21 protein-coding genes and 1 other RNA gene are annotated in these 20,370 nt (G+C 43.0%); 18 read left to right on the top strand and 4 right to left on the bottom strand.

The genetic code is table 11. The annotated features are described in order from the left end of the window. Positions 1-19: 19 nt before the first annotated feature. The 4 genes from ADIAL_RS10705 (at position 20) to ADIAL_RS10695 (ending at position 2,705) form a co-directional block, all read left to right on the top strand. On the top strand, positions 20-619 hold the full coding sequence (locus ADIAL_RS10705) for a DUF1273 domain-containing protein (protein WP_051503865.1): 600 nt from the start codon (positions 20-22) through the stop codon (positions 617-619). A 134-nt stretch (positions 620-753) separates the two neighbouring features. Continuing rightward, entirely contained in the window at positions 754-1,068 is a 315-nt protein-coding gene (gpsB, locus tag ADIAL_RS10700; protein ID WP_034303411.1) for a cell division regulator GpsB, read from the top strand. A gap of 16 nt (positions 1,069-1,084) precedes the next feature. Then, an RNA gene (gene rnpB, locus ADIAL_RS11280) (RNase P RNA component class B) lies at positions 1,085-1,463 on the top strand. 117 nt (positions 1,464-1,580) lie between these two features. Beyond that, a complete protein-coding gene (locus tag ADIAL_RS10695; protein ID WP_034303409.1) occupies positions 1,581-2,705 on the top strand; it encodes a THUMP domain-containing class I SAM-dependent RNA methyltransferase in 1,125 nt (374 codons plus the stop codon). A gap of 710 nt (positions 2,706-3,415) precedes the next feature. On the opposite strand, the gene ADIAL_RS10690 is transcribed toward ADIAL_RS10695, so the two are convergent. Further along, positions 3,416-4,726, bottom strand: a complete 1,311-nt coding sequence (locus ADIAL_RS10690; protein WP_034303407.1) for a Na+/H+ antiporter family protein — start codon at positions 4,724-4,726, stop codon at positions 3,416-3,418. Positions 4,727-5,210: 484 nt separating this feature from the next. Between ADIAL_RS10690 and ndk the strand changes: the two genes are divergently transcribed. The 3 genes from ndk (at position 5,211) to ADIAL_RS10675 (ending at position 9,006) form a co-directional block, all read left to right on the top strand. Then, positions 5,211-5,609 carry a nucleoside-diphosphate kinase gene (ndk, locus tag ADIAL_RS10685; protein WP_034303404.1) on the top strand — a complete coding sequence of 133 codons (399 nt, stop codon included), beginning with the start codon at positions 5,211-5,213 and terminating at the stop codon, positions 5,607-5,609. Between the two features lie 225 nt (positions 5,610-5,834). After that, positions 5,835-7,418 (top strand): Mur ligase family protein, encoded by a 1,584-nt coding sequence (locus ADIAL_RS10680; protein ID WP_034303401.1) that lies wholly within the window; start codon positions 5,835-5,837, stop codon positions 7,416-7,418. Between the two features lie 79 nt (positions 7,419-7,497). After that, a complete protein-coding gene (locus ADIAL_RS10675) occupies positions 7,498-9,006 on the top strand; it encodes a DUF1846 domain-containing protein (protein WP_034303399.1) in 1,509 nt (502 codons plus the stop codon). Between the two features lie 118 nt (positions 9,007-9,124). Here ADIAL_RS10675 and ADIAL_RS10670 read toward each other — a convergent pair whose 3' ends face one another. Next, entirely contained in the window at positions 9,125-9,541 is a 417-nt protein-coding gene (locus tag ADIAL_RS10670) for a ribonuclease HI family protein (protein ID WP_034303397.1), read from the bottom strand. 90 nt (positions 9,542-9,631) lie between these two features. Then, positions 9,632-9,841, bottom strand: a complete 210-nt coding sequence (locus ADIAL_RS10665) for a cold-shock protein (protein ID WP_034303395.1) — start codon at positions 9,839-9,841, stop codon at positions 9,632-9,634. 172 nt (positions 9,842-10,013) lie between these two features. On the opposite strand from ADIAL_RS10665, the gene ADIAL_RS10660 reads away from it, so the two are divergent. The 3 genes from ADIAL_RS10660 (at position 10,014) to ADIAL_RS10650 (ending at position 13,412) form a co-directional block, all read left to right on the top strand. Next, positions 10,014-11,897 (top strand): ABC-F family ATP-binding cassette domain-containing protein, encoded by a 1,884-nt coding sequence (locus tag ADIAL_RS10660; RefSeq protein WP_034303393.1) that lies wholly within the window; start codon positions 10,014-10,016, stop codon positions 11,895-11,897. A gap of 13 nt (positions 11,898-11,910) precedes the next feature. Continuing rightward, positions 11,911-12,855 (top strand): thymidylate synthase, encoded by a 945-nt coding sequence (locus ADIAL_RS10655; RefSeq protein ID WP_034303391.1) that lies wholly within the window; start codon positions 11,911-11,913, stop codon positions 12,853-12,855. A 65-nt stretch (positions 12,856-12,920) separates the two neighbouring features. Continuing rightward, the gene (locus ADIAL_RS10650) at positions 12,921-13,412 is read left to right on the top strand and encodes a dihydrofolate reductase (protein WP_034303388.1); all 492 of its coding nucleotides are present in this window, start codon (positions 12,921-12,923) and stop codon (positions 13,410-13,412) included. 82 nt (positions 13,413-13,494) lie between these two features. On the opposite strand, the gene trhA is transcribed toward ADIAL_RS10650, so the two are convergent. Beyond that, positions 13,495-14,151: a PAQR family membrane homeostasis protein TrhA gene (gene trhA, locus ADIAL_RS10645; protein WP_034303386.1), complete on the bottom strand. Its 657-nt coding sequence runs from the start codon at positions 14,149-14,151 to the stop codon at positions 13,495-13,497. A 165-nt stretch (positions 14,152-14,316) separates the two neighbouring features. Between trhA and ADIAL_RS10640 the strand changes: the two genes are divergently transcribed. The 8 genes from ADIAL_RS10640 to ADIAL_RS10605 all read left to right on the top strand — a co-directional run bounded on the left by ADIAL_RS10640 (position 14,317) and on the right by ADIAL_RS10605 (position 20,369). After that, positions 14,317-14,943 carry a YpmS family protein gene (locus ADIAL_RS10640; RefSeq protein ID WP_034303384.1) on the top strand — a complete coding sequence of 209 codons (627 nt, stop codon included), beginning with the start codon at positions 14,317-14,319 and terminating at the stop codon, positions 14,941-14,943. A gap of 45 nt (positions 14,944-14,988) precedes the next feature. Continuing rightward, positions 14,989-15,504, top strand: coding sequence for a peptide-methionine (S)-S-oxide reductase MsrA (msrA, locus tag ADIAL_RS10635; RefSeq protein WP_034303382.1), 516 nt, complete (start codon positions 14,989-14,991; stop codon positions 15,502-15,504). Beyond that, entirely contained in the window at positions 15,501-15,722 is a 222-nt protein-coding gene (locus tag ADIAL_RS10630) for a YozE family protein (protein WP_034303380.1), read from the top strand. The genes msrA and ADIAL_RS10630 overlap by 4 nt, the downstream gene beginning before the upstream one ends. A 28-nt stretch (positions 15,723-15,750) precedes the next feature. Then, positions 15,751-16,464 carry a purine-nucleoside phosphorylase gene (gene deoD, locus ADIAL_RS10625; protein ID WP_034303378.1) on the top strand — a complete coding sequence of 238 codons (714 nt, stop codon included), beginning with the start codon at positions 15,751-15,753 and terminating at the stop codon, positions 16,462-16,464. A 33-nt stretch (positions 16,465-16,497) separates the two neighbouring features. Further along, complete coding sequence (locus ADIAL_RS10620) at positions 16,498-17,994, top strand: S41 family peptidase (protein WP_034303376.1); 1,497 nt, start codon at positions 16,498-16,500, stop codon at positions 17,992-17,994. A 70-nt stretch (positions 17,995-18,064) separates the two neighbouring features. After that, complete coding sequence (gene lepB, locus ADIAL_RS10615; RefSeq protein ID WP_231492172.1) at positions 18,065-18,718, top strand: signal peptidase I; 654 nt, start codon at positions 18,065-18,067, stop codon at positions 18,716-18,718. A gap of 33 nt (positions 18,719-18,751) precedes the next feature. After that, positions 18,752-19,615, top strand: coding sequence for a ribosome biogenesis GTPase YlqF (gene ylqF, locus ADIAL_RS10610; RefSeq protein WP_034303500.1), 864 nt, complete (start codon positions 18,752-18,754; stop codon positions 19,613-19,615). Next, complete coding sequence (locus ADIAL_RS10605) at positions 19,599-20,369, top strand: ribonuclease HII (protein ID WP_034303498.1); 771 nt, start codon at positions 19,599-19,601, stop codon at positions 20,367-20,369. Before ylqF ends, ADIAL_RS10605 begins: the two co-directional genes overlap by 17 nt. Position 20,370: the final 1 nt, after the last annotated feature.

Here is a 20,370-nt window from a genome sequence, read left to right as displayed (position 1 = left end):
ACCCTTACGATAAGATACTATGATTTTACCAAACATTAGTTTTGAAACCTATATTGGAGGTGAAAGTTTCATCAAAAAATTATATGTGAGCGGCTACAGATCATACGAAGTGTCTGTTTTTACAGATGATGATCCTAAGCTAAAGTATATTAAACTGTATTTTGAGAAGCGTTTAAGCGAATATATTGAAGAAGGGCTGGAATGGGTTATTATTTCCGGCAATATCGGGACAGAGTTGTGGGCAAGTCAAGTTGTTCTTGATTTAAAGAAACGCTATCCAGAAATTAAGCTAGCTGTATTACTGCCATTTACGGGGTTTCAAAGCAACTGGAATGAAAAAAATCAGGCTATTTTTAATGCTGTGATCGAAAAGGCGGACTATATAAACTATACATCCAGTAGCGAGTACCAAAATCCAGGACAGCTGAAAGGGAATCAGGAGTTTATTATTAAAAACACAGATGGCTGTCTGTTATTTTACGATACGGAGCGCGAAGGCAAGGTCAAGTTTTTTTATGATTTGGCTAAGGCTTATCAGGATGTCAGTACGTATGTCGTTGACTTGATATCCTTTGATGAACTGCAGTGGTTCATTACCGATCTGGAGGATGAATTTTAAAGACAGGCTTATCTTCACTTTTAGGACAAGTTTTGGTATAATGTTTTTGTAGTATAGATGCATACGCGAAATCGAATAAACCGTTTCAAGCTGTACGAGATTTACTATCAACTGAAAATAGGCGAGGTGCAGATATGAGTAGGGAACTGACTCAGAAAGAAATTTTAGAAAAAGATTTTAAGACAAAAGTGCGTGGCTATGATCAAACCGAAGTAGATGAGTTTTTGGATGTGGTCATCCGGGATTATGAGTCTTTCCAGAACGAACTGGATAAACTGAAAGCGGAGAATAACCGTCTTCTGGACAAGCTTGACGAACAAGCCAAGCAGATGAGTACCCAGAGTCAGAGTCAAAATCAGGCTGGATCGAATGTCACTAATTTCGATATCCTGAAACGACTTTCCAATCTTGAACGACACGTGTTCGGGTCAAAACTGGACGATGAATAAGTAATGAAATAATGTACACCATGGATAACCGCGCAGCTCTTTTGGGCTGTGAGGAAAGTCCATGCTCACACAAGCTGAGATGCTTGTAGTGTTCGTGCGCAGCGAAATCATAAGCTGCGGCTCTCATGCAGATGAGATGACGGCAGGAAAAAGAGCTAAGGGGAAACCTATGCTCGAGTACCCTTGAAAGTGCCACAGTGACGAAGCAGACGGGGAAACGCGTCTGGTGGAACGCGGTAAACCCCTCGAGTGAGCAACCCAAACATATGGTAGGGGCACTTTTCTCCTGGAAAATGAACAGAGAGAAGAGGCGGGGCCTGATGTGCCCGTGCAGACAGATGGTTATCTCTGAACAGACTTCACCGTCTGTTCTAGACAAAACATGGCTTACAGTGGTGTACATAGTGGCTGAAATCCTCTCTGATTCAGAGAGGATTTCTTTACGTAAAGAGTATCGTGCACCAAATAAAACTCATATATACACAAGCGAAATTGAGAGGAGTTCTGAAAATATGACATATCAATTATTGGCAACCGCTGCAAGTGGTATTGAAGCACTTGTAGGACAGGAACTGAAAAATCTAGGATACAGTGCTCAGGTGGAAAATGGACGGGCACGTTTTGAAGGGGGTAAAGAAGATATCGCTAAAGCTAATCTTTGGCTGCGTACCGCGGACCGGGTGAAGCTTATTGTGGGTGAATTTACCGCCAAGACTTTTGACGACTTATACGAACAAACTAAAGCCCTGCCTTGGGATGCTTATCTAGCGATGGATTCGGCATTTCCGGTTAGTGGAAAGTCGATCAAATCGACCCTTTACAGTGTCCCCGATGTACAGCGCATCGTAAACAAGGCGATCGCAGACAAAATAAAGGATGTCTATCACCGCCGGGGGATGCTTCCGGAAACTGGGGCCAAGTTCCCTATCGAAGTTGCAATCAGAAAAGATAAGGTCCTGCTGACAATCGACACGACGGGTCCGAGCTTATTTAAACGCGGCTACCGTATCGACAAGGGTGGGGCACCTTTAAAAGAGAACATGGCAGCTGCACTGGTCATGCTGACAACCTGGAGACCGGACCGTCCTTTTGTTGATCCGACTTGTGGTTCGGGTACGATACCGATAGAAGCGGCGCTGATTGGACATAACATTGCACCTGGCTTCAACCGTAGCTTTTTATGTGAAGACTGGCACTGGATGCCTGAGGACATGTGGCAGAAAGTCAGACAGGAAGCAGAGGAGCAAGCGGATTACGATGTAGAGCTGGATATACTTGGAATCGACATCGACGGGCGCATGATCGAAATTGCCAAGGCCAATGCACTGGAAGCCGGTCTGTCACACAGCATCGAATTCAAACAAATGCAAGTAGCTGATTTCCAGACCGACAAGGAGTTCGGCATTATCGTATCCAACCCGCCATATGGTGAGCGTTTGGGGGATCCTGAAGAAGCCTATCAGATCTACCGCGATATGGGGAAGGCCTTCAAGCCACTTACAACCTGGAGTAAATACATCATTACCAGTGATCTTGATTTTGAAGAACACTACGGACAAAGAGCTACAAAAAAACGCAAGCTCTATAACGGTTATTTACGGACAGATTATTTCCAGTATTGGGGAAAGCGTAAATAATGAAGCACAAAAGGCTGTTAAAACAGTCTTTTTGTGTTTCATTAGGAAAGTATAAATTGTAGTTGTTGTCTAGCTTCACTACTCCCTCTGGTCGTACGATCTCAAGTATATCTGTAAGAGCTAAAGCTCTTCGCTCTTTGTCCCAAGTGGCCTAAGCACGATAGTGCTTAAAAAATGACTATGAACACTTGCTTTCAACCAATCAACCCACTGACTTCTAAACGACTATAAGTTTTAAATAACAGGTGGCTAATTTAAACTTGAAATTTACGATAAACATTTTTTATATAATGACGTAAAATTTTCTATATTGAATCGACCTACAAAATGGAAAGAATTCTATTAGTTTTAATGACCTTCTCAAAATTATTTTTCTGAATGAAATTTTTTTTAAGTCTATTCTTACTATACATTCTTTTTTATTAATACCCTCTGAAAGTCTTGTGTCTACCACTAACGAAAAGTATACTGAGTCTACCTCATGCGTCTATCTTGAATGATTAGCACTTAAATACACTGATAATAATAGTGGGATTATTACGACTAGGTCTCTAATATGAACACTTACTGAATCAAACTGATATACGCTTCAAAATTTCCAGTACTGGGGCAAGCGAAAATAATTGCAGCTTGGAATCATTATGCAAAAAAAGTGCTGAACATAAGCCCTGGCTTATGTTCAGCACTTTTTATTGTAATTAATCATTTACTTAGAGTATGACGGCGCCTATAATGCCGAAAATCATGATTGGTATATCAAAGTGGGTAAAAGTTGCGACACACGTATCCCAAATGTGATCATGCTGACCGTCTATATTCAGGCCGGCAGTCGGACCGAGTGTGCTGTCTGAGGCAGGAGATCCTGCATCACCCAAGGCAGCAGCTGAACCAATCAAGAGTATAGTTGCAGCAGGACTGAACCCAAGCTCGAAGGCAAGGGGCACATAAATGGTAGCGATAATAGGAACTGTTCCAAAAGAGGTACCAATACCCATTGTTATGAATAAACCTAAAATAATCATTCCGGTAGCGGCAAAGAACTGATTTTCACCAATGATTCCTGACAGTGAATCCACTAGCGCATCCACACCACCTGTTTCACGGATAACGTCTCCAAAGCCGGACGCAACCAGCATAACAAAGGCGATAAAGCCCATCATGCCTACACCATCTTTGACCATGGCATCAAGATTGCTCCATTTGATTGCTCCTCCAGCTACCATAATAGCTAGGCCAACTATGGCACCGAATACAAGAGAACCCATAATCAGTTGAACAATTAGAGCTGAAACAGCACCAATTAGGGCAATGATATGCTTTCTGCTCAGTGTTACTTCTGTTTCATCCTGGCTCTTGTAGCCGAATTTTGTACCGGTATTTTCATCATACTCACGCGGTTTACGGTAAGTAATCAGTACAGCAATAACCAGACCTACCAGCATAGCCAGACTTGGAATCCATAAAATCTGCCAGATTGGAATATCAGAAACATCCATTCCGTTCAGTCCCATTTCATCACGAATGATGTTATGAAAAATCAGACCGTAACCGACAGGGATAAAAATATATCCAGATTTCAGTCCAAAAGTTAAGGCTGTTGCTACCGCTCTTCTGTCAATTTTCAATTTATTGAAAACAGAAATCAGCGGAGGAATCAGGATAGGAATAAAGGCTATATGCACAGGGATCAGATTTTGAGAAAATATACTGACAAATGCGATAATAAATATTAGCGTGCGCCCGGTACCTTTCAGATTTTTTGACAGCTTCTGTGTAACTATCTTTGCCGCGCCGGTCTGATGAATAGCAGCTGCCAGAGCCCCCAGCAGGATATAATTTAGTGCAGTTTCAGCGTTTCCACCCATTCCACCAATCAGTATCTCTAAGGTATCGACTAAAGTCATACCTGATACAAGGCCTCCAGTTACGGCTCCGAGAATCAGTGCCAGCAGCACATTAAGCTTGAGTAATGACAAGCCGACCATGACAACTACAGCAACAACAACAGGGTTAGTTAACATACATTCACTCCTTAATATTAAGTTAAAATTTGATGAACACTCTCAATCATATCACATTTATTTTGAAAACCAAATCATTCACTGATCATTTTAAATAAAATAATAGAATAATTAAGCTGATTGCTGGCTTGCTGTCCTATTAAAACGGTTCTAGGAGAAAGCAAATAGCTGAAGAGGCAAAAATGTCAAGATGAGCAAGGAACTTGTATGTATAGCTGGCTTGAACGTAATTTACTGATGGGGGTACAACTAATATAATTAAATCTTCGGAACAAAAAATGCGCTTGTCGATTTCTGAAGGTTAGAAACAACTACAAAAAACGGAAAAAGTCAGAATAACAGCGCATTATGATGCCTGGATTACTTGTTAAGACCATAATAAGGAAGAGATGCACACGGAAGAGGTTTGTGTTAAATTAAACTTACTTATCAAAAGGAAACCGCTCTTAAAACGAAAGAGTGTTTTCTTACAGGGAGTGAAAAAATGGAAAAAACTTTAGTGTTGATTAAACCAGATGCAGTCAGGCGCAGCCTGATTGGTCAGATACTGCATGAATACGAGCGTAATGGACTTGAAGTTATTAAGCTTAATATGCAGCTACCCTCGCTAACTATAGCTGAAGAGCACTACGCGGTGCATTCAGATAAGCCGTTTTACGGTACACTCTTAAACTATATAACCAGTGGGCAGGTTGTGGCCGTTTTACTACAAGGAAACGATGCAGTTCGCCGTGTCCGTCAGATTAATGGAGCAACAGACCCCAAGCAAGCGGATGATAATACGATTCGTTACTTGTATGGGATCAATAAAACTGAGAATGCTGTCCACGCATCAGATTCACTGGAGAATGTCGAAAAAGAGGTTGCCATCTGGTTTGGGTAACCGTTAGATAAAGAGCAGCAGAGAACAGCATTTCTTGCTGTTCTTTTCAGTCTGATGATACAAAGGTAAAAGTAATAATAAAGTGAAGATTTTGGGAATTTAAGCATAAGAGGTGACATCTCATCAACTATAAAGTAGACTTATATTGTTATAGTCTCAGCCTATGTAACCAAAGCTGAGCAGAAATCAAATAATCAAGTTAAGGTAACAGAGAGGAATTTATTTATGCACTTGTCTCAATTACTTAGCCACATCCAGACTGTTTCAATCAGCAGTCCCGTTGATGATATGACAGTCTTGAACATCGCCTACCACTCTAAAGAAGTCAACAAGGATACGCTTTTTGTCTGTATAAAAGGTTATCAGACAGATGGCCACAACTATGCTGAAGATGCAGTATCAAAAGGTGCAGTAGCACTAGTTGTCGAAAAATATATAGCAGGGCTCGATGTTCCGCAAATTCTTGTTTCTGACTCCAGAAAGTCACTAGCAGAGTTGAGTGCCGCTTTCTATGATTATCCTTCACAGGCGATGCGTGTATTTGGGATTACGGGTACCAACGGTAAAACCAGCATTACTTATATGGCTGATTCTGTTTTTAGTCGGCATCAGCTAAAGACAGGTGTGATTGGGACAGTAATGGTCAAAATAAATGATACGTCCCGGCCAAGTATCCTGACTACACCCGAGTCAAAGGATCTTCAAAAATATCTGCATGATATGGAAAAGCAGGGAGTCAGCCATGTATCGATGGAAGTCTCATCTTCAGCCCTTGAGCTGGACCGCACAGCAGAAACAGCTTTTGACATTGTCGCTTTTACCAATATCAACCAGGATCATATCCAGTTGCATGGATCTTTTGAAGCCTACTACGATGCGAAAGCCTCCCTTATCCGCCAAGCATCTCAAGACAGCATAGCCATCCTCAATGCCGATGAACCACTACTGAACAAACTGGTGGAGGAGTCAGAATCCAATGTAATTACGTATGGAATCAAAGAAGATAATGTGGCAGTCAAACTGACAGATATCGACATGTCCTCGGGTCTGCCAGCCTTTACAGTCAATATTCGTCGTCCTCTTAAAACGCTGGACAATCATCTTATTGAACCGTCAGCTTTCCGTGTGCAGTTGAGTATACCTGGCTTTCATTCTGTTTCCAATGCAGCGACCGCCATTCTGGCAGGTCTGCTAAATGATATTCCTGTAGATACGGTCATTGAAGGAATTGAAGCATTCAAGGGAGTTGAACGGCGTTTTCATGTTTTGTACGATGATGAATTCACAATTATTGACGATCTTCTTTTAAATGAAAATAATATTCATTCAAGTCTGAGCACGCTAAAATACATGACCTATAATCGTCTGCACTTGGTCCATGCTATAAGAGGGAGTAACGGTTCTGAATTAAATCGTAAAAATGCAGAAGCTATGATTTACTGGTTTAATGAGCTGGGTATTGGAAAGATTACATTGACAACTAGCCAGTCCCATGTCAAAGAAAAAGATCAGGTCAGTGATGAAGAACTGCATGCATTTTTATCGGTAATGGAAAAAGCGGGCATAGAAGTAGAGCTTTTTGAGGAGCTTGACGAGGCTTTGAAATTTGGTCTGGATCAGATTGCGTCCAACGATCTGTTGCTAATCACTGGGGCTAAAGGCATGGATCATGGGGCTAGAACATGTTTGAATCTATTAAAGCAGATGAAGCCTTTCGTCAATTACGCAGCCGTAGACAGTGTGCTGAAAAATAAAATGGTAGGGATGAAAGACCCGGTGGTGCCCAAGGCTGAATCATGCAATAATTAAAATCCACTTAATTTAAATAAAGAAACAACTGATTAATGGTATAATTTCTCTGTACTAACGGATAACTCAGGAGGGTCATATGAGAACAATCGGATTTGATACAGAGAAATACTTAGAAGAGCAATCCGCATACATACTCCAGCGGGTAGAAAATAGTGAGAAACTTTATCTGGAGTTTGGTGGAAAGCTTATCGGGGACAAGCATGCTAAAAGAGTGCTTCCTGGTTTCGACGAAGATGCCAAAATGAAACTGCTGGCAAATATGAAAGATCAGGCAGAAATTATCATCTGCGTCTATGCAGGTGATATCGAACGTAATAAAGTTCGAGGCGATTACGGCATCACCTATGACCAGGACGTTTTGCGTCTGATAGATGAATACCGTGCTTATGGGATACCGGTCAACAGTGTCTTAATCACCCGTTACCAAGGCCAGCCTACTGTCGATATTTTCATGTCCAAGCTGGAAAGAAGTGGAATAAGGGTTCATAAACACCATGCTATCCCGGGATATCCGACCGATGTTGATGCGATACTGGGAACAGAAGGTTTTCAGTCGAATACCTATATCGAGACCACCCGTCCACTGGTCGTCGTTACAGCCCCTGGGGCAGGTAGCGGAAAGCTGGCGACCTGCCTAAATCAACTGTACCACGAATTTGCCAATGGTCATCAGGCAAGCTATGCAAAGTTTGAAACATTTCCTGTCTGGAACTTGCCCCTAAAACATCCCGTCAACAGCGCTTATGAGGCAGCTACGGTTGATTTGAAAGACGTAAATATGATGGACAGCTACCATTTTGAAGCATATGGTGAAGTGGCAGTAAACTACAATCGGGATATGGAAATGTTTCCTGTCATCAAACGTATAATTGAAAGTATAACGCAGCGGGCATCCGTTTATCAGTCTCCTACCGACATGGGAGTCAACCGTATCAAGTCAGGCATAACGGATGAAGAAATAGTCAATGCAGCCGCCCGTCAGGAGATCATACGCCGTGCTTTCGCAGTTGAAAATGACTACAAAAAAGGAACAGCAGATGAAGACTCTCTCCGCCATATCAGACTTCTACTGGAAGAGGTCGGCCTCAAAAAAGAAGATCGTAAACCAGTAAAAGTTGCCCGTGACTATGCAGCGAAAGTTCAGAAAAGACTAGATGATTTCAGCACTCAATCCGTTGTGGCTTTAGAACTTTCTGATGGGAAAGTAGTTACAGGAAGAAAGACAAAGTTAATGGATGCCTCGGCTGCTGGTCTGGTCAACAGCCTAAAACATTTGGCAGGCATATCTGATGAAATTGACCTTCTGTCTCCAAATATCCTGGAAACGATCCAGAATCTGAAAAAAAACGAGCTGAAAAGCAAGGTTCAGACCTTGTCAGCCAATGAGCTGCTTATTGCTTTGGCCATCAGTGCGGTCACCAACCCCACTGCTGATCTGGCATACAAGCAAATCGGGAATCTGACTGATGTACAAGCACATTCTACCGTTATTATAAACAGCGAAAATGAGCAGACAATGAAAGAGCTGGGTATCGATATTACAAACGATCCCGTTCATGCTAGCGATAACTTGTACTACAACTGAGAACGACTAAAACAGTCTGTATTAGCCAATAAGATACCGTCAGTCTGCCCACTGGATTCCTAGCTAGGCAGACTGACGGTATTTTAAAATTAAACTTCTGCTGATAAAAGACGGTAAGCTACTTTTTCCGTCTTTTTTTCAACTGATTGGCAATGGCCTGCTTGGCAAGATTGTCAGCACCTTTGTTATCTTTCTCCGGAATCCAGGTGATTTCATATAGCTGTAGCATAGATAGGGAAGAGAGGATCAGTTCAAAAATTGAGGTATACGCTTCTTTTTTTATGTGTCCTTTTTCAACAGATTGGGCGACTAGCTGACTGTCGGTATGAAAGACTGCCCATTCAGTGGTCCGCTCATTGTCTATGACCCATCTCAAAGCCAAGTGAAAAGCGTGCAACTCTGCCAAGTGATTGTCTAATATGCCGGGCAACGGAAAACTCAGTTGCTCATGTAGATGTTCACCAGACACGACTAAGCCGGCTCCAGCACATTTTTGCTGCTGGGACACAGCAGCATCCGAATAAATTTTCAGCATGATTCAAACTCCTTAAATTTATGAGTCTACAGCTAAAGAAAAAAGATCAGAACCCGCAGGTTAACTGACCTCTTTTCTATGTATCAGTGCTTATTGGGCATCGACGACAACTACATTTGTAGCCTGGGGACCTCGCGCCCCTTCAACTATTTCAAATTCTACTGTCTGGCCTTCATCAAGAGCTTTATACCCTTCCATTTCAATACCGGTGAAGTGAACAAAGACATCTTCTTCATCACCATACTGAATAAATCCGTAGCCTTTCTGGTTGTTGAACCATTTAACAGTACCTTTAGTCATCGTTTTCCCCCTAGGATTCATGTGTTTAACTGTCTATAGTGCCTAGTATATAGCAACATCTTGGCCTAGTCAATAAATGCACAATCTCAAGGTAAGGTAGCCTGCAAGAGAGTAGTGAATCAGATGCTTAAGTGTGCTAGAATTAATGAAGCAAAAAGTGAGGAGCGGCAATATGAAAGAATGGAAAATAGAACAGCTTACACATTCCTATGGAATTAAAGTTTTGTTTGATGACCTGTCTTTTTCGATTCAGGAAAATCAGCGGATTGGACTAATTGGGGTAAACGGGACTGGAAAATCTTCTCTACTTAAAATTGTAGCGGGCTTTTTAAAACCGGACCAGGGGACAATCAGCAAGCCTGGAGACTACAATATCAGTTATCTTAGTCAGCAGTCAGAGCTTGATGAACAACAGACTGTCTTACAGGCAGTATTTGACGGGGATGCTCCAATGGTCAAAGCGGCCCGGCATTACGAAGCTGTCCTGGCGCGCTTGACGGCTTCGCCCATGGACGAGAAGGTGCAACGAGATTTCTCAGATGCCGAGAAGCAGATGAATCAGCTGGATGCTTGGAATGTCAGCATTCGGGCAAAATCGATTCTCAATCGCTTGGGACTTGAAGATACTAGAAAAAAAGTCAGCGAGCTTTCAGGTGGTCAAAAAAAAAGAGCAGCTCTGGCCCAGGTGCTGATCCAGGAACCTGATCTACTTATTTTAGATGAGCCGACCAACCATTTGGACTTTGATATGATCAAGTGGCTGGAAACTTATCTTTCTGCCTATAGAGGATCTATGCTAATGGTTACCCATGACCGTTATTTCCTGGACAGAGTGTCTAATGAGATTCTGGAGCTGGACGAAGGAGAGCTTTATGCTTATCCTGGGAATTACCAGACTTATCTTGAGTTGAAAGCAGAACGCGAGGAAACGGATCTGAAAGCTGCTCACAAACAAAAACAGATGTATAAGCAGGAACTTGCCTGGATGCGAGCAGGGGTTAAAGCGCGCGGAACCAAGCAAGAAGCCCGTAAAGCACGCTTTACAAACCTTGAAAAATCGGTAAAAAGTCAGACCGCCGCTTCTGAGCTGGAATTAAACCTTTCGGGCTCCAGGCTAGGCAAAAAAGTACTAGAACTTGAAAATGCCAGCAAGAGTATGGGAGATACTGTAGTCCTCGATACATTCAATTTGCTTATTCAGCAGTCAGACCGCATTGGGATAACGGGAGTAAATGGTGCAGGGAAAACGACATTTCTTGAACTTTTATCAAAGGAACGCGAACTTGACTCAGGTATCCTGACAATCGGGGAAACGGTCAGAATCGGTTATTACAAGCAAATAAATGAAAACCTTGATGAAGACAAGCGCATCATTACTTATCTTAGAAAAATAGCTGAAGAGGTCAAACTGGCAGACGGTTCTTCTGTCAGTGTTTCACAACTTCTGGAACGCTTTTTGTTCAAGCGCTCTATGCACGGCTCGCCGGTAAGCAAGCTTTCCGGAGGAGAAAAAAGAAGGCTTTACTTGCTGAAAATATTGATGCAGCAACCTAATGTTCTGATCCTTGACGAGCCGACGAATGATCTTGACGTGGAGACCCTGACAATTTTGGAAGAGTATATCAGTCAGTTTTCAGGTGCAGTGATTGCTGTATCACATGATCGCTACTTCCTGGACAAAATTGCTGACAAGCTGCTAATATTCAAAGGGCAAGGAATGATTGAAGAAAGTCATCTCTCATTATCTGCTTACCTGGAGAGCACTGCAGACCAATCAAAGACGGAGCAGACGGAAGTCAGGAAAAAGAAAGCGGATCAGAGAACCAGAGAAACCAAGGAAAAGCAGTCGCTCACTTACCTCGAAAAAAAAGAGTGGGAAACGATTGAACAGGAAATCGAAGAACTGGAAGAAAAAATCAATGAATTTCAGGAAGAGATTGACCGGGCGGGTTCAGATCATGTCAAGCTGAATGAACTTACTAAAGAACAGACAGAATTGAGCAAACATCTGGAAGAGAAATATGCAAGATGGGAATATCTGGCACAATACGCATAAGGAGTGTTTAATAATGGAACAGGAATATTTAGACTTGGCAAAACGAATTATCAAAGAAGGCACACGAAGAGACGACCGTACCGGAACCGGAACGCTTTCAGTTTTTGGCCATCAGATGCGTTTCGACCTTCAAAAGGGGTTTCCACTGCTGACTACAAAACGGGTATTCTTTAAGCTGATTAAAAGTGAACTACTTTGGTTTTTAAAAGGAGATACGAATATAAAGTTCTTGCTAGAAAACAATAACCACATTTGGGATGAGTGGGCATTTGAGCGCTATGTTCAGAGCTCGGACTACACCGGCCCGGATATGACCGATTTTGGCCTGCGAGTGCAGCAGGATGCTGACTTTAAAGAGATCTATAATAAGGAAATGCAGTTATTCAGAAATCAGGTATTAAACGATGCTGAATTTTCAAAAAAGCACGGCTCCCTTGGTAATGTTTACGGTGCACAGTGGAGGGCCTGGAAAACAGCTGATGGAGGGTTTATTGATCAGATTCAGGATGTAATCCACTCGATAAAAACTAATCCTAACTCCAGAAGGCATATCGTCTCAGCTTGGAATCCAGAGGAAGTGCCTACTATGGCATTGCCACCGTGTCATACACTCTTTCAGTTTTATGTTGAGGGAGGTAAATTGAGCTGCCAGCTTTACCAAAGAAGCGGTGATGTATTTTTAGGAGTTCCCTTCAACATTGCCAGCTATGCCTTGCTGACTCATCTGATTGCACAGGAAACAGGACTTGAGGTTGGGGAATTCATTCATACCCTTGGAGATGCACATCTGTATATGAATCATATGGACCAAATTCAAGAGCAGCTTTCAAGAGATATTCGGACATTTCCTCAGCTAGAATTAAATAAAGAGAAAAGCATATTTGACTTTGACATGGATGACATAAAAGTGACAGGGTATGATCCGCATAAAGCAATTAAGGCGCCTATAGCGGTCTGAAACAGGCGAAATTGTAGCAGACAACTAAATAATTGTGCATGACAACAAATTGGAGGAACCTTACCATGATAACCTTTGTATGGGCTGAAGACCAGAATAGACTGATTGGCAGAGAGGGAGACCTTCCCTGGAATCTGCCTGCCGATATGGCTTTTTTCAAGAAAGTTACGCTGACAGGCAATGTCGCTATGGGAAGAAAAACTTTGGATAGCATTCCAAACCCACCGCTTAAAAACCGGGTCAATTACGTGATGACAAGAAATCAAAGTTTTGACCAGCCGGGTGTGGTGATCTGTCATTCTAAAGAGGAACTGCTTGAAGCCGCAGAAAAAACAGACAAACCGCTCCACGTTATTGGAGGGGTATCTTTGTTTGAAGCGTTTATTGATGAAGTGGATATGCTGTATCGTACCGTTATTCACGATACGTTCGAAGGAGATACATTTATGCCTGAAATCGACTATACTCAGTTTGAGCTGGTCGAAAAGCGTGAGGGAACTGTCGACAGCAATAATGTTCACGCGCATACGTTTGAAATATACAAAAGGAAACACTAACAGGACAGTAAAAAGCAGCAGGAAGTGACGGGGACTTTTGTCCCATCTACTTCTTGCTGCTTTTTTTAGGAGTATACGACAATCACGTGTAAAGGTAAATGGAAAAAAACATAAAGATTGTTCCAGTAAGCACGAATAGGTGCCAGACAACATGCATAAATTTAATATGCTTGAGGCGGTAGAACAATGCCCCTACCGTAAAGGATAGACCCCCGGCAACCAGCCAGATAAATCCAGCTGTTCCAAGCCCTTGATAGAGAGAATGAAGGAAGAACAGGGCCAGCCATCCCATTGAAATGTAAAGCCAGACAGACAGACCTTGAAATTTTTTAAACCAGACTGTCTTGTAGACTATACCTAAAACAGCTATGAGCCAGATAAGCGTTGTCAGGACTGTTCCAAATCCGCCTCCTACCGTGATCAGTGTGTAGGGTGTGTATGTCCCTGCTATAAGGAGGAAAATGCTGCAGTGATCAATGATTCTGAAAGCTTGTCGAGCTCGAGTAAAGGTCAGGCTGTGATAGAGCGTGCTTGAAAGGTACAGCAGAATCAGCGTGGCACCATAAATTGCATAGGAAGCTACTTCAAGGGCTCCGCCATACTCCAGACCCTTTTGTACGAGGTAGATGAGACCGACAATGCTGAGTACCACCCCGACTCCGTGTGTCACAGCATTCAAGACTTCATTCAGTATCAGATATTTTTTATTGAACATTTGCTGCTCGTTTGAATTTGACATTAGGACCTCCTTTGTCTCTCTGTTTCTGTACGACCTAAGGAAAATTTGGTATACTATCTTAGAAAGACTGCGTCTGTTTGCATTTCATTATAACATAGATAAAATGATCATAACATGATATATCTGTGACTAATATACAGACGCCGAGTAGAGAGGAGATTCCTATTGTCAGAAACGCGTGGAAACAGAAGTAGAGAAACGTCTGGGTGGAAATGGGCCTTTTTCATTTTACTGGTACTCGTCGGGTCTATTGTCTTCTGGATCGGCTGGCAGCTGAGGCCAACTGAACAGTCGACTCAGTCCATCAGAACTGAAGGAACTGCGGTAGCCGAGGGTGATGAGCTGGTTTTTGAACTGACATCAAACCGTCAGCAGCTGAACCAGGTTGTAAATGTATATCTTTCCAGAGAACTGGGAGACGACTTTTCGGGTTATACCTTTACTATCGATGAAAACGTCGAACTTTCAGGCACTATCCAAGTAGTCAATTTTGATGTAGATTTCTCATTATATATGGATCCTTTTGTAATGGAAGATGGTAATCTGCAGTTGAGAGCAACCTCTATCCAGTTGGGAGCCTTCGAACTGCCGACTGGACTGGCAATGAATGTTATCAGCCAGCAACTGGAGCTACCGGATTGGGTCAGGATAAACAGCGAAGAACAAATCATTCTGGTAGCTTTGAGCGAGTTTCGGCTTGGAAATGGCGCCCGTTTGAGGATGAACCGGATTGATCTGGAGGCCGATGACATTACGATAGATATTGTACTACCGGACGAAGCAATCCGGTAAAGTTTCAAGACAGTTCAGTCACGTTCTAAGAAAGGATGGAAAGAGATGAGTAAAGCATTATTTGCTGGAGGCTGCTTCTGGTGTATGGTAGAGCCCTTTGAAGAGATGGACGGGATTCAGAAGGTTATTTCTGGATATACGGGCGGGCACGTACCTAATCCGACTTATGAGCAAGTCAAAACTCAAACTACAGGTCATACAGAAGCGGTCTATATTGAGTACGATGAGTCGAAAGTGCGTTTTGAAGACTTGCTTGAGCTGTATTGGCAACAAACTGATCCGACGGACGCGATGGGACAATTCATGGACCGGGGAGAGAGTTACCGTCCGGTGATATTCTACTATGATAATGAGCAGAAAGAAAAAGCTGTAAGGTCAAAACATTTACTGGAAGACAGCGGGCGCTATACGGAATCAATTGTCACAACAATCGAACCGGCAAATCGTTTTTATCCGGCAGAGGAAGAACATCAGCAGTTCTATAAGAAAAATCCCAGACGCTATGCTGAAGAAAAACAACAGCGAAAAGCATGGGCTGACAGCAGGGTGGGCAGCGAATGAGGCGGTCCTTCTACCACTATGTCAAAACTTTGAGAGATCCATACAAAAAAGATAGCGCAACGCTATTCGCTAATGCCGTTAGTGACGACGGAGCATTTCCGAAGCAGTCATCTGATTATGCTGAACTGTCTGATTATCTGGAATTAAGTGCAGACTATGTTGAGTCGATGTTGGTTTTTGATCAGTTGTTCCAAGACTATACAGAAAAAAACAAATAAAAACATATATAATGGAGGAGTATTAATTATGAGTACACATATCGAAGCAAAAAAAGGTGAAATTGCAAAAACAGTCCTAATGCCTGGAGATCCGCTTAGAGCCAAGTATATTGCTGAGACTTTTTTAGAGGATGTCAGACAGTATAATACCGTCAGAAATGCATTTGGCTATACAGGTACCTATAAAGGACAGGAAATATCCGTGCAGGGTACAGGAATGGGCATTCCTTCTGTCATGATTTATGGAGAAGAGCTCATACAGGAATACGGTGTAGAAAATCTTATTCGGGTAGGTTCTGCCGGTGGAATGAAAAAAGAAATAAAAATTCGTGACGTTGTCCTGGCACAAGCAGCTACGACCGATTCAAGCTTGCATCGTCATATTTTTAATAACCAGGTGGATTTTGCGCCAATTGCTGACTTTGATTTGCTGAAACACGCTTATGATATCGGGATTGAAAAAGGAATGAGTATTCGTGTCGGGAATGTTTTGAGCGCAGACCGCTTTTATAACGAAGAGCTGGATAAGCAGAAATTGGCTGATTATGGTGTGCTGGCAGTGGAAATGGAAGCTGCGGGTCTGTATTCATTGGCAGCCAAACATAACAAGAGAGCACTGGCTCTATTGACCATTAGCGATCACTTGCTCACGGGCGAAGAAACCACGTCAGAAGAAAGGCAGACCACTTTCAATGATATGATGATCATTGCTTTGGAAGCTGCTTTACGAATGGATAACTAAAGTCAAACCGGCAATGTAGAAAAGAGGAATGACATGTATCAGGAACCAGATGAAAATAGGCAGACCAAAAAAATTAGCTTGTCATTGTATATAGGCTCTTTGCTGACCGTTCTAGTCATCGGAATCATAGGGACAGCTCTGGCACTTGATTTTGTAGGGCAGGACAGCGCCACAGAGGAACAAAACAGCACCGAAACCACCACAACCGCTCCGGGTTCTGAAGAATCGACGCTGAATGACAGCTTTCAGCCTGTGCAGGAGTTGTACGACATTCTTATGACCCAGTACCTAGAAGAGATAGAGTCTGGAGTCCTGATAGAAGGGGCACTTGAAGGAATGGCTGACTCGATTGGCGATCCGTATACCGAGTTTTTAGATGAAGTAGAATCAAGCTCTATGGATGAAGATATACAGGGATCTTTCGAGGGAATCGGAGCAGAAGTCATGAAAGAAGGCGACCTTGTCCGTATTGTTTCTCCAATAGCCGGTTCACCGGCTGAAGAAGCGGGACTCCTCCCCAATGATTATATTGTAGAAGTGGATGGCGAGTCCGTAGCTGATTTAAGTATCAGTGAAGCGGTAGCATTGATAAGAGGACCTCAAGGGACTGAAGTGGATCTGCTGATCCGTCGTGGAGAAAGTGACTTTACAGTCACGTTGACCAGGGATTCGATACCCGTAGAATCTGTTCGCTTTGAGCTAGATGAAGACCACCCGTCGATTGGCTACGTGCATATCACGAACTTCAACATACCTACTTATGAAGAAGTGGTGGATGCGATTGAGGAACTTCAGGAGATGGGGGCTGAGCAGTTTGTCTTCGATGTTCGCGGAAATCCCGGTGGACTGCTGAATTCAGCAATTGAAATATCAAATATATTTGTTGAAGATGGAGAACCCATCATGCAGTCTCAAGGCAGAGGAGAAGAACCCTTTATTTATAGAGCCAACTCTGACGACCTTGGGAACTTCAAACTTGACAGTCCAAGTGTACTGCTGATTGATGGTGGTAGCGCCAGTGCTTCTGAAATACTGGCAGGTGCAATGAGCCAGTCCTCTGATATCCCGCTTATTGGAACGACGACTTTTGGTAAAGGAACCATTCAGAATGTGCTGCCACTGACCAGTAATGGTGAAATCAAGTTTACCGCTGGCCGCTGGTTAACGCCAAACGGGGACTGGATCAACGAAGAGGGTATTCAGCCAGACATCGAAGTCGAAATGCCTGAGTATCAGAGCTTCTTGATCATCAGTCAGGAAGAAACCTATCAGGAAGGTGACGTTTCAGAAGAAGTAGAAAACATCAATGCGATTCTCGATGCTTTAGGCTATGATGTCGGGGAAGTTAGCAATGCATTTAACGAACAGACCAGAGAAGCGGTCGAATCTTTCCAGGCAGACAGAGGCTTGAGTACAGACGGTATCGTACAGGATGCAACTGCCCGAGAACTGATTGATGCCTTGAGAGAATTGATTGACGCCAATGACACGCAGTACGAGCAAGCAGTAGAATTTTTGCTGAACAACTAAGCACTTAGGATTAGGGAGAAGATACAGCCTGTAATCAGCAGCTTGTTTTCTCCCTTATCTTATATTTATAGTGACGATTGTAGACAATTTGAGGAGAGCAGGTGTACTATTGAAGGATTCTTCATACGAACCGCGTAGTAAACGCCATGGGAACAACAAAAGAAAGTCTAGAGGCACGAGGGGCTTTGCTCAAGAGCTTCTGAGTACTTTTATTTATATTATTGTCATAACCGGTATATTTGTTGCAATTAGAACATTTCTTTTTGCCCCGGTAAGTGTTGAAGGGGACTCTATGAGCCCCACTCTTGAACATCAGGACCGCTTGTTGCTAAATAAGATATCCGAGGTTGATCGGTTTGATATTGTCGTTTTTCCGGCGCCTGAAGACCCCTCTAAGCAATATATTAAACGGGTGATTGGCTTGCCAGGAGACAGCATTGCTTATCGTGATCAGGTTCTTTATATTGATGGTGAAGCAGTGGACGAGAGTTATATCGACCTTTCGCAAGAAAGTGATGAAACGTTGGAATTTTACAATGGTGACTTTTCACTTCCTTCTCTTGCAGGGGTAGATTTTGTTCCCGAGGGCATGTATTTCGTGCTCGGCGATAATCGAACGAACTCTAGAGACAGCCGTTCTTTTGGATTTGTTGAAAGCGAGTCAGTTATCGGTGAAACAAGTTTGCGTATTTGGCCGATTAACCGAATCGGAGCGCTCGACTGATTGAATGTCAGATTTAAAAAAAGGAATGATTTTGTGACGATACAATGGTACCCGGGACACATGGCGAAAGCCAAAAGGCAGTTTCAGGAAAAACTGAAATTGGTGGATGTGGTATACGAACTGGTGGATGCCCGAATCCCTTATTCCAGTAAGAACCCTGATATTGAGCAGATGATTGGCGACAAGCCGCATATAGTGATTTTGATGAAAAGTGACCTGGCCGATCCCAAACGCACCAAGGAATGGCTGGACTACTATCAGGATTCCGCTCAACCAGCAATCTCCATCAATGCTAAACAGGGAGAAGGACTAAAAGAGGTGTTGAAGCTGACCAAAGAAGTACTGCGGCCTTTCTTTGAAAAAAGAGAAAGCAAAGGAATGAAGCCCAGAGCCATTCGCTCAGTCTGTGTCGGTATTCCCAATGTAGGCAAATCAACGCTGATTAACCGCTTTGCACGTAAAAACATTGCCAAAACAGGTAATAAGCCGGGTGTGACCAAGGCTCAGCAGTGGATTAAATATGGTAAGGAGCTTGAGCTGCTGGATACACCAGGTATTTTGTGGCCTAAATTTGAAGATCAGGAAGTAGGTAAGCGTCTGGCTGTGACGGGTGCCATCAAGGATACCTTGCTTCATCTGGACGATATTGCACTTTACGCAATGGATTATCTGGCAGCAAATTATTCTGGGGCCATTGCCTCACGCTACGGCTTGTCTGAAGAAAGTGAAAAGGAACAGCCAATGCCGGAACTGCTTATGGAAATTTCCCACAAGCGCGGCTTCAGACAGGATTATGATCGGGCAGCAGAAATGGTGCTCTATGAAATTAGAAATGGACAGTTAGGAAGGATTACATTTGAAAGACCAGCAGACATCAAAGATACAGCAGACGATTAAAGAAATCAGGCAAACACTAAACAGTGACCAGCCTGTAGAAGCGACTTATATAAATCAGCTGAGGTCAGACGAGCGTGCTGGCGTTAAAGCAGCTCTGAAAAGCTGGGAGAAGCAGCAGGCAAAAGCCGCTTATCTTAGGGAAAAGTTTGAAGAAATGCAGCAGTACGAGCATAGAGCACGGAAACAGGGAGCCTCTCTAATTGCAGGAATAGATGAGGTTGGAAGGGGACCTCTGGCGGGTCCGGTGGTCTCTGCTGCTGTTATGCTTCCTGAAGACATTGAGCTCATCGGAATCAATGACTCCAAGCAGCTGTCTCTTAAAGATAGAGTGAAATGGTTTGATGTCATTACTGAAAAAGCCCTAGCTGTTAGTGTGTCCGTCGTCAGTGCCGAAGTGATCGACCAGCTGAATATTTATCAGGCTACCCGGTTGTCAATGAAAGAAGCCATTGCAAATCTAACATACGCACCTGACCATATTCTTGTAGACGCTATGCACATCGACACTTCGATTTCTCAAGAAAAAATCATCAAAGGAGATGCGAAAAGCATTTCGATCGCTGCGGCTTCCATTATAGCGAAGGTAACGCGCGACCGCTTAATGGAAGACTACGACCGACAGTTTCCAGGATACGGGTTTTCTCGAAACGTAGGCTATGGGACAAAAGAGCATCTGGCCGGACTCGAGAAATATGGGCCATCACCGATTCACAGATTTTCTTTTAGTCCAGTAAGTGATTTTAAAAAAAATTAAG

Source organism: Alkalibacterium sp. AK22 (genome assembly GCF_000585255.1).
In the GTDB taxonomy this organism is placed as follows: domain Bacteria; phylum Bacillota; class Bacilli; order Lactobacillales; family Carnobacteriaceae_A; genus Alkalibacterium.
Note: the sequence above shows the minus strand (reverse complement) of the source record. Positions and strands in the feature narration are given on the sequence as shown.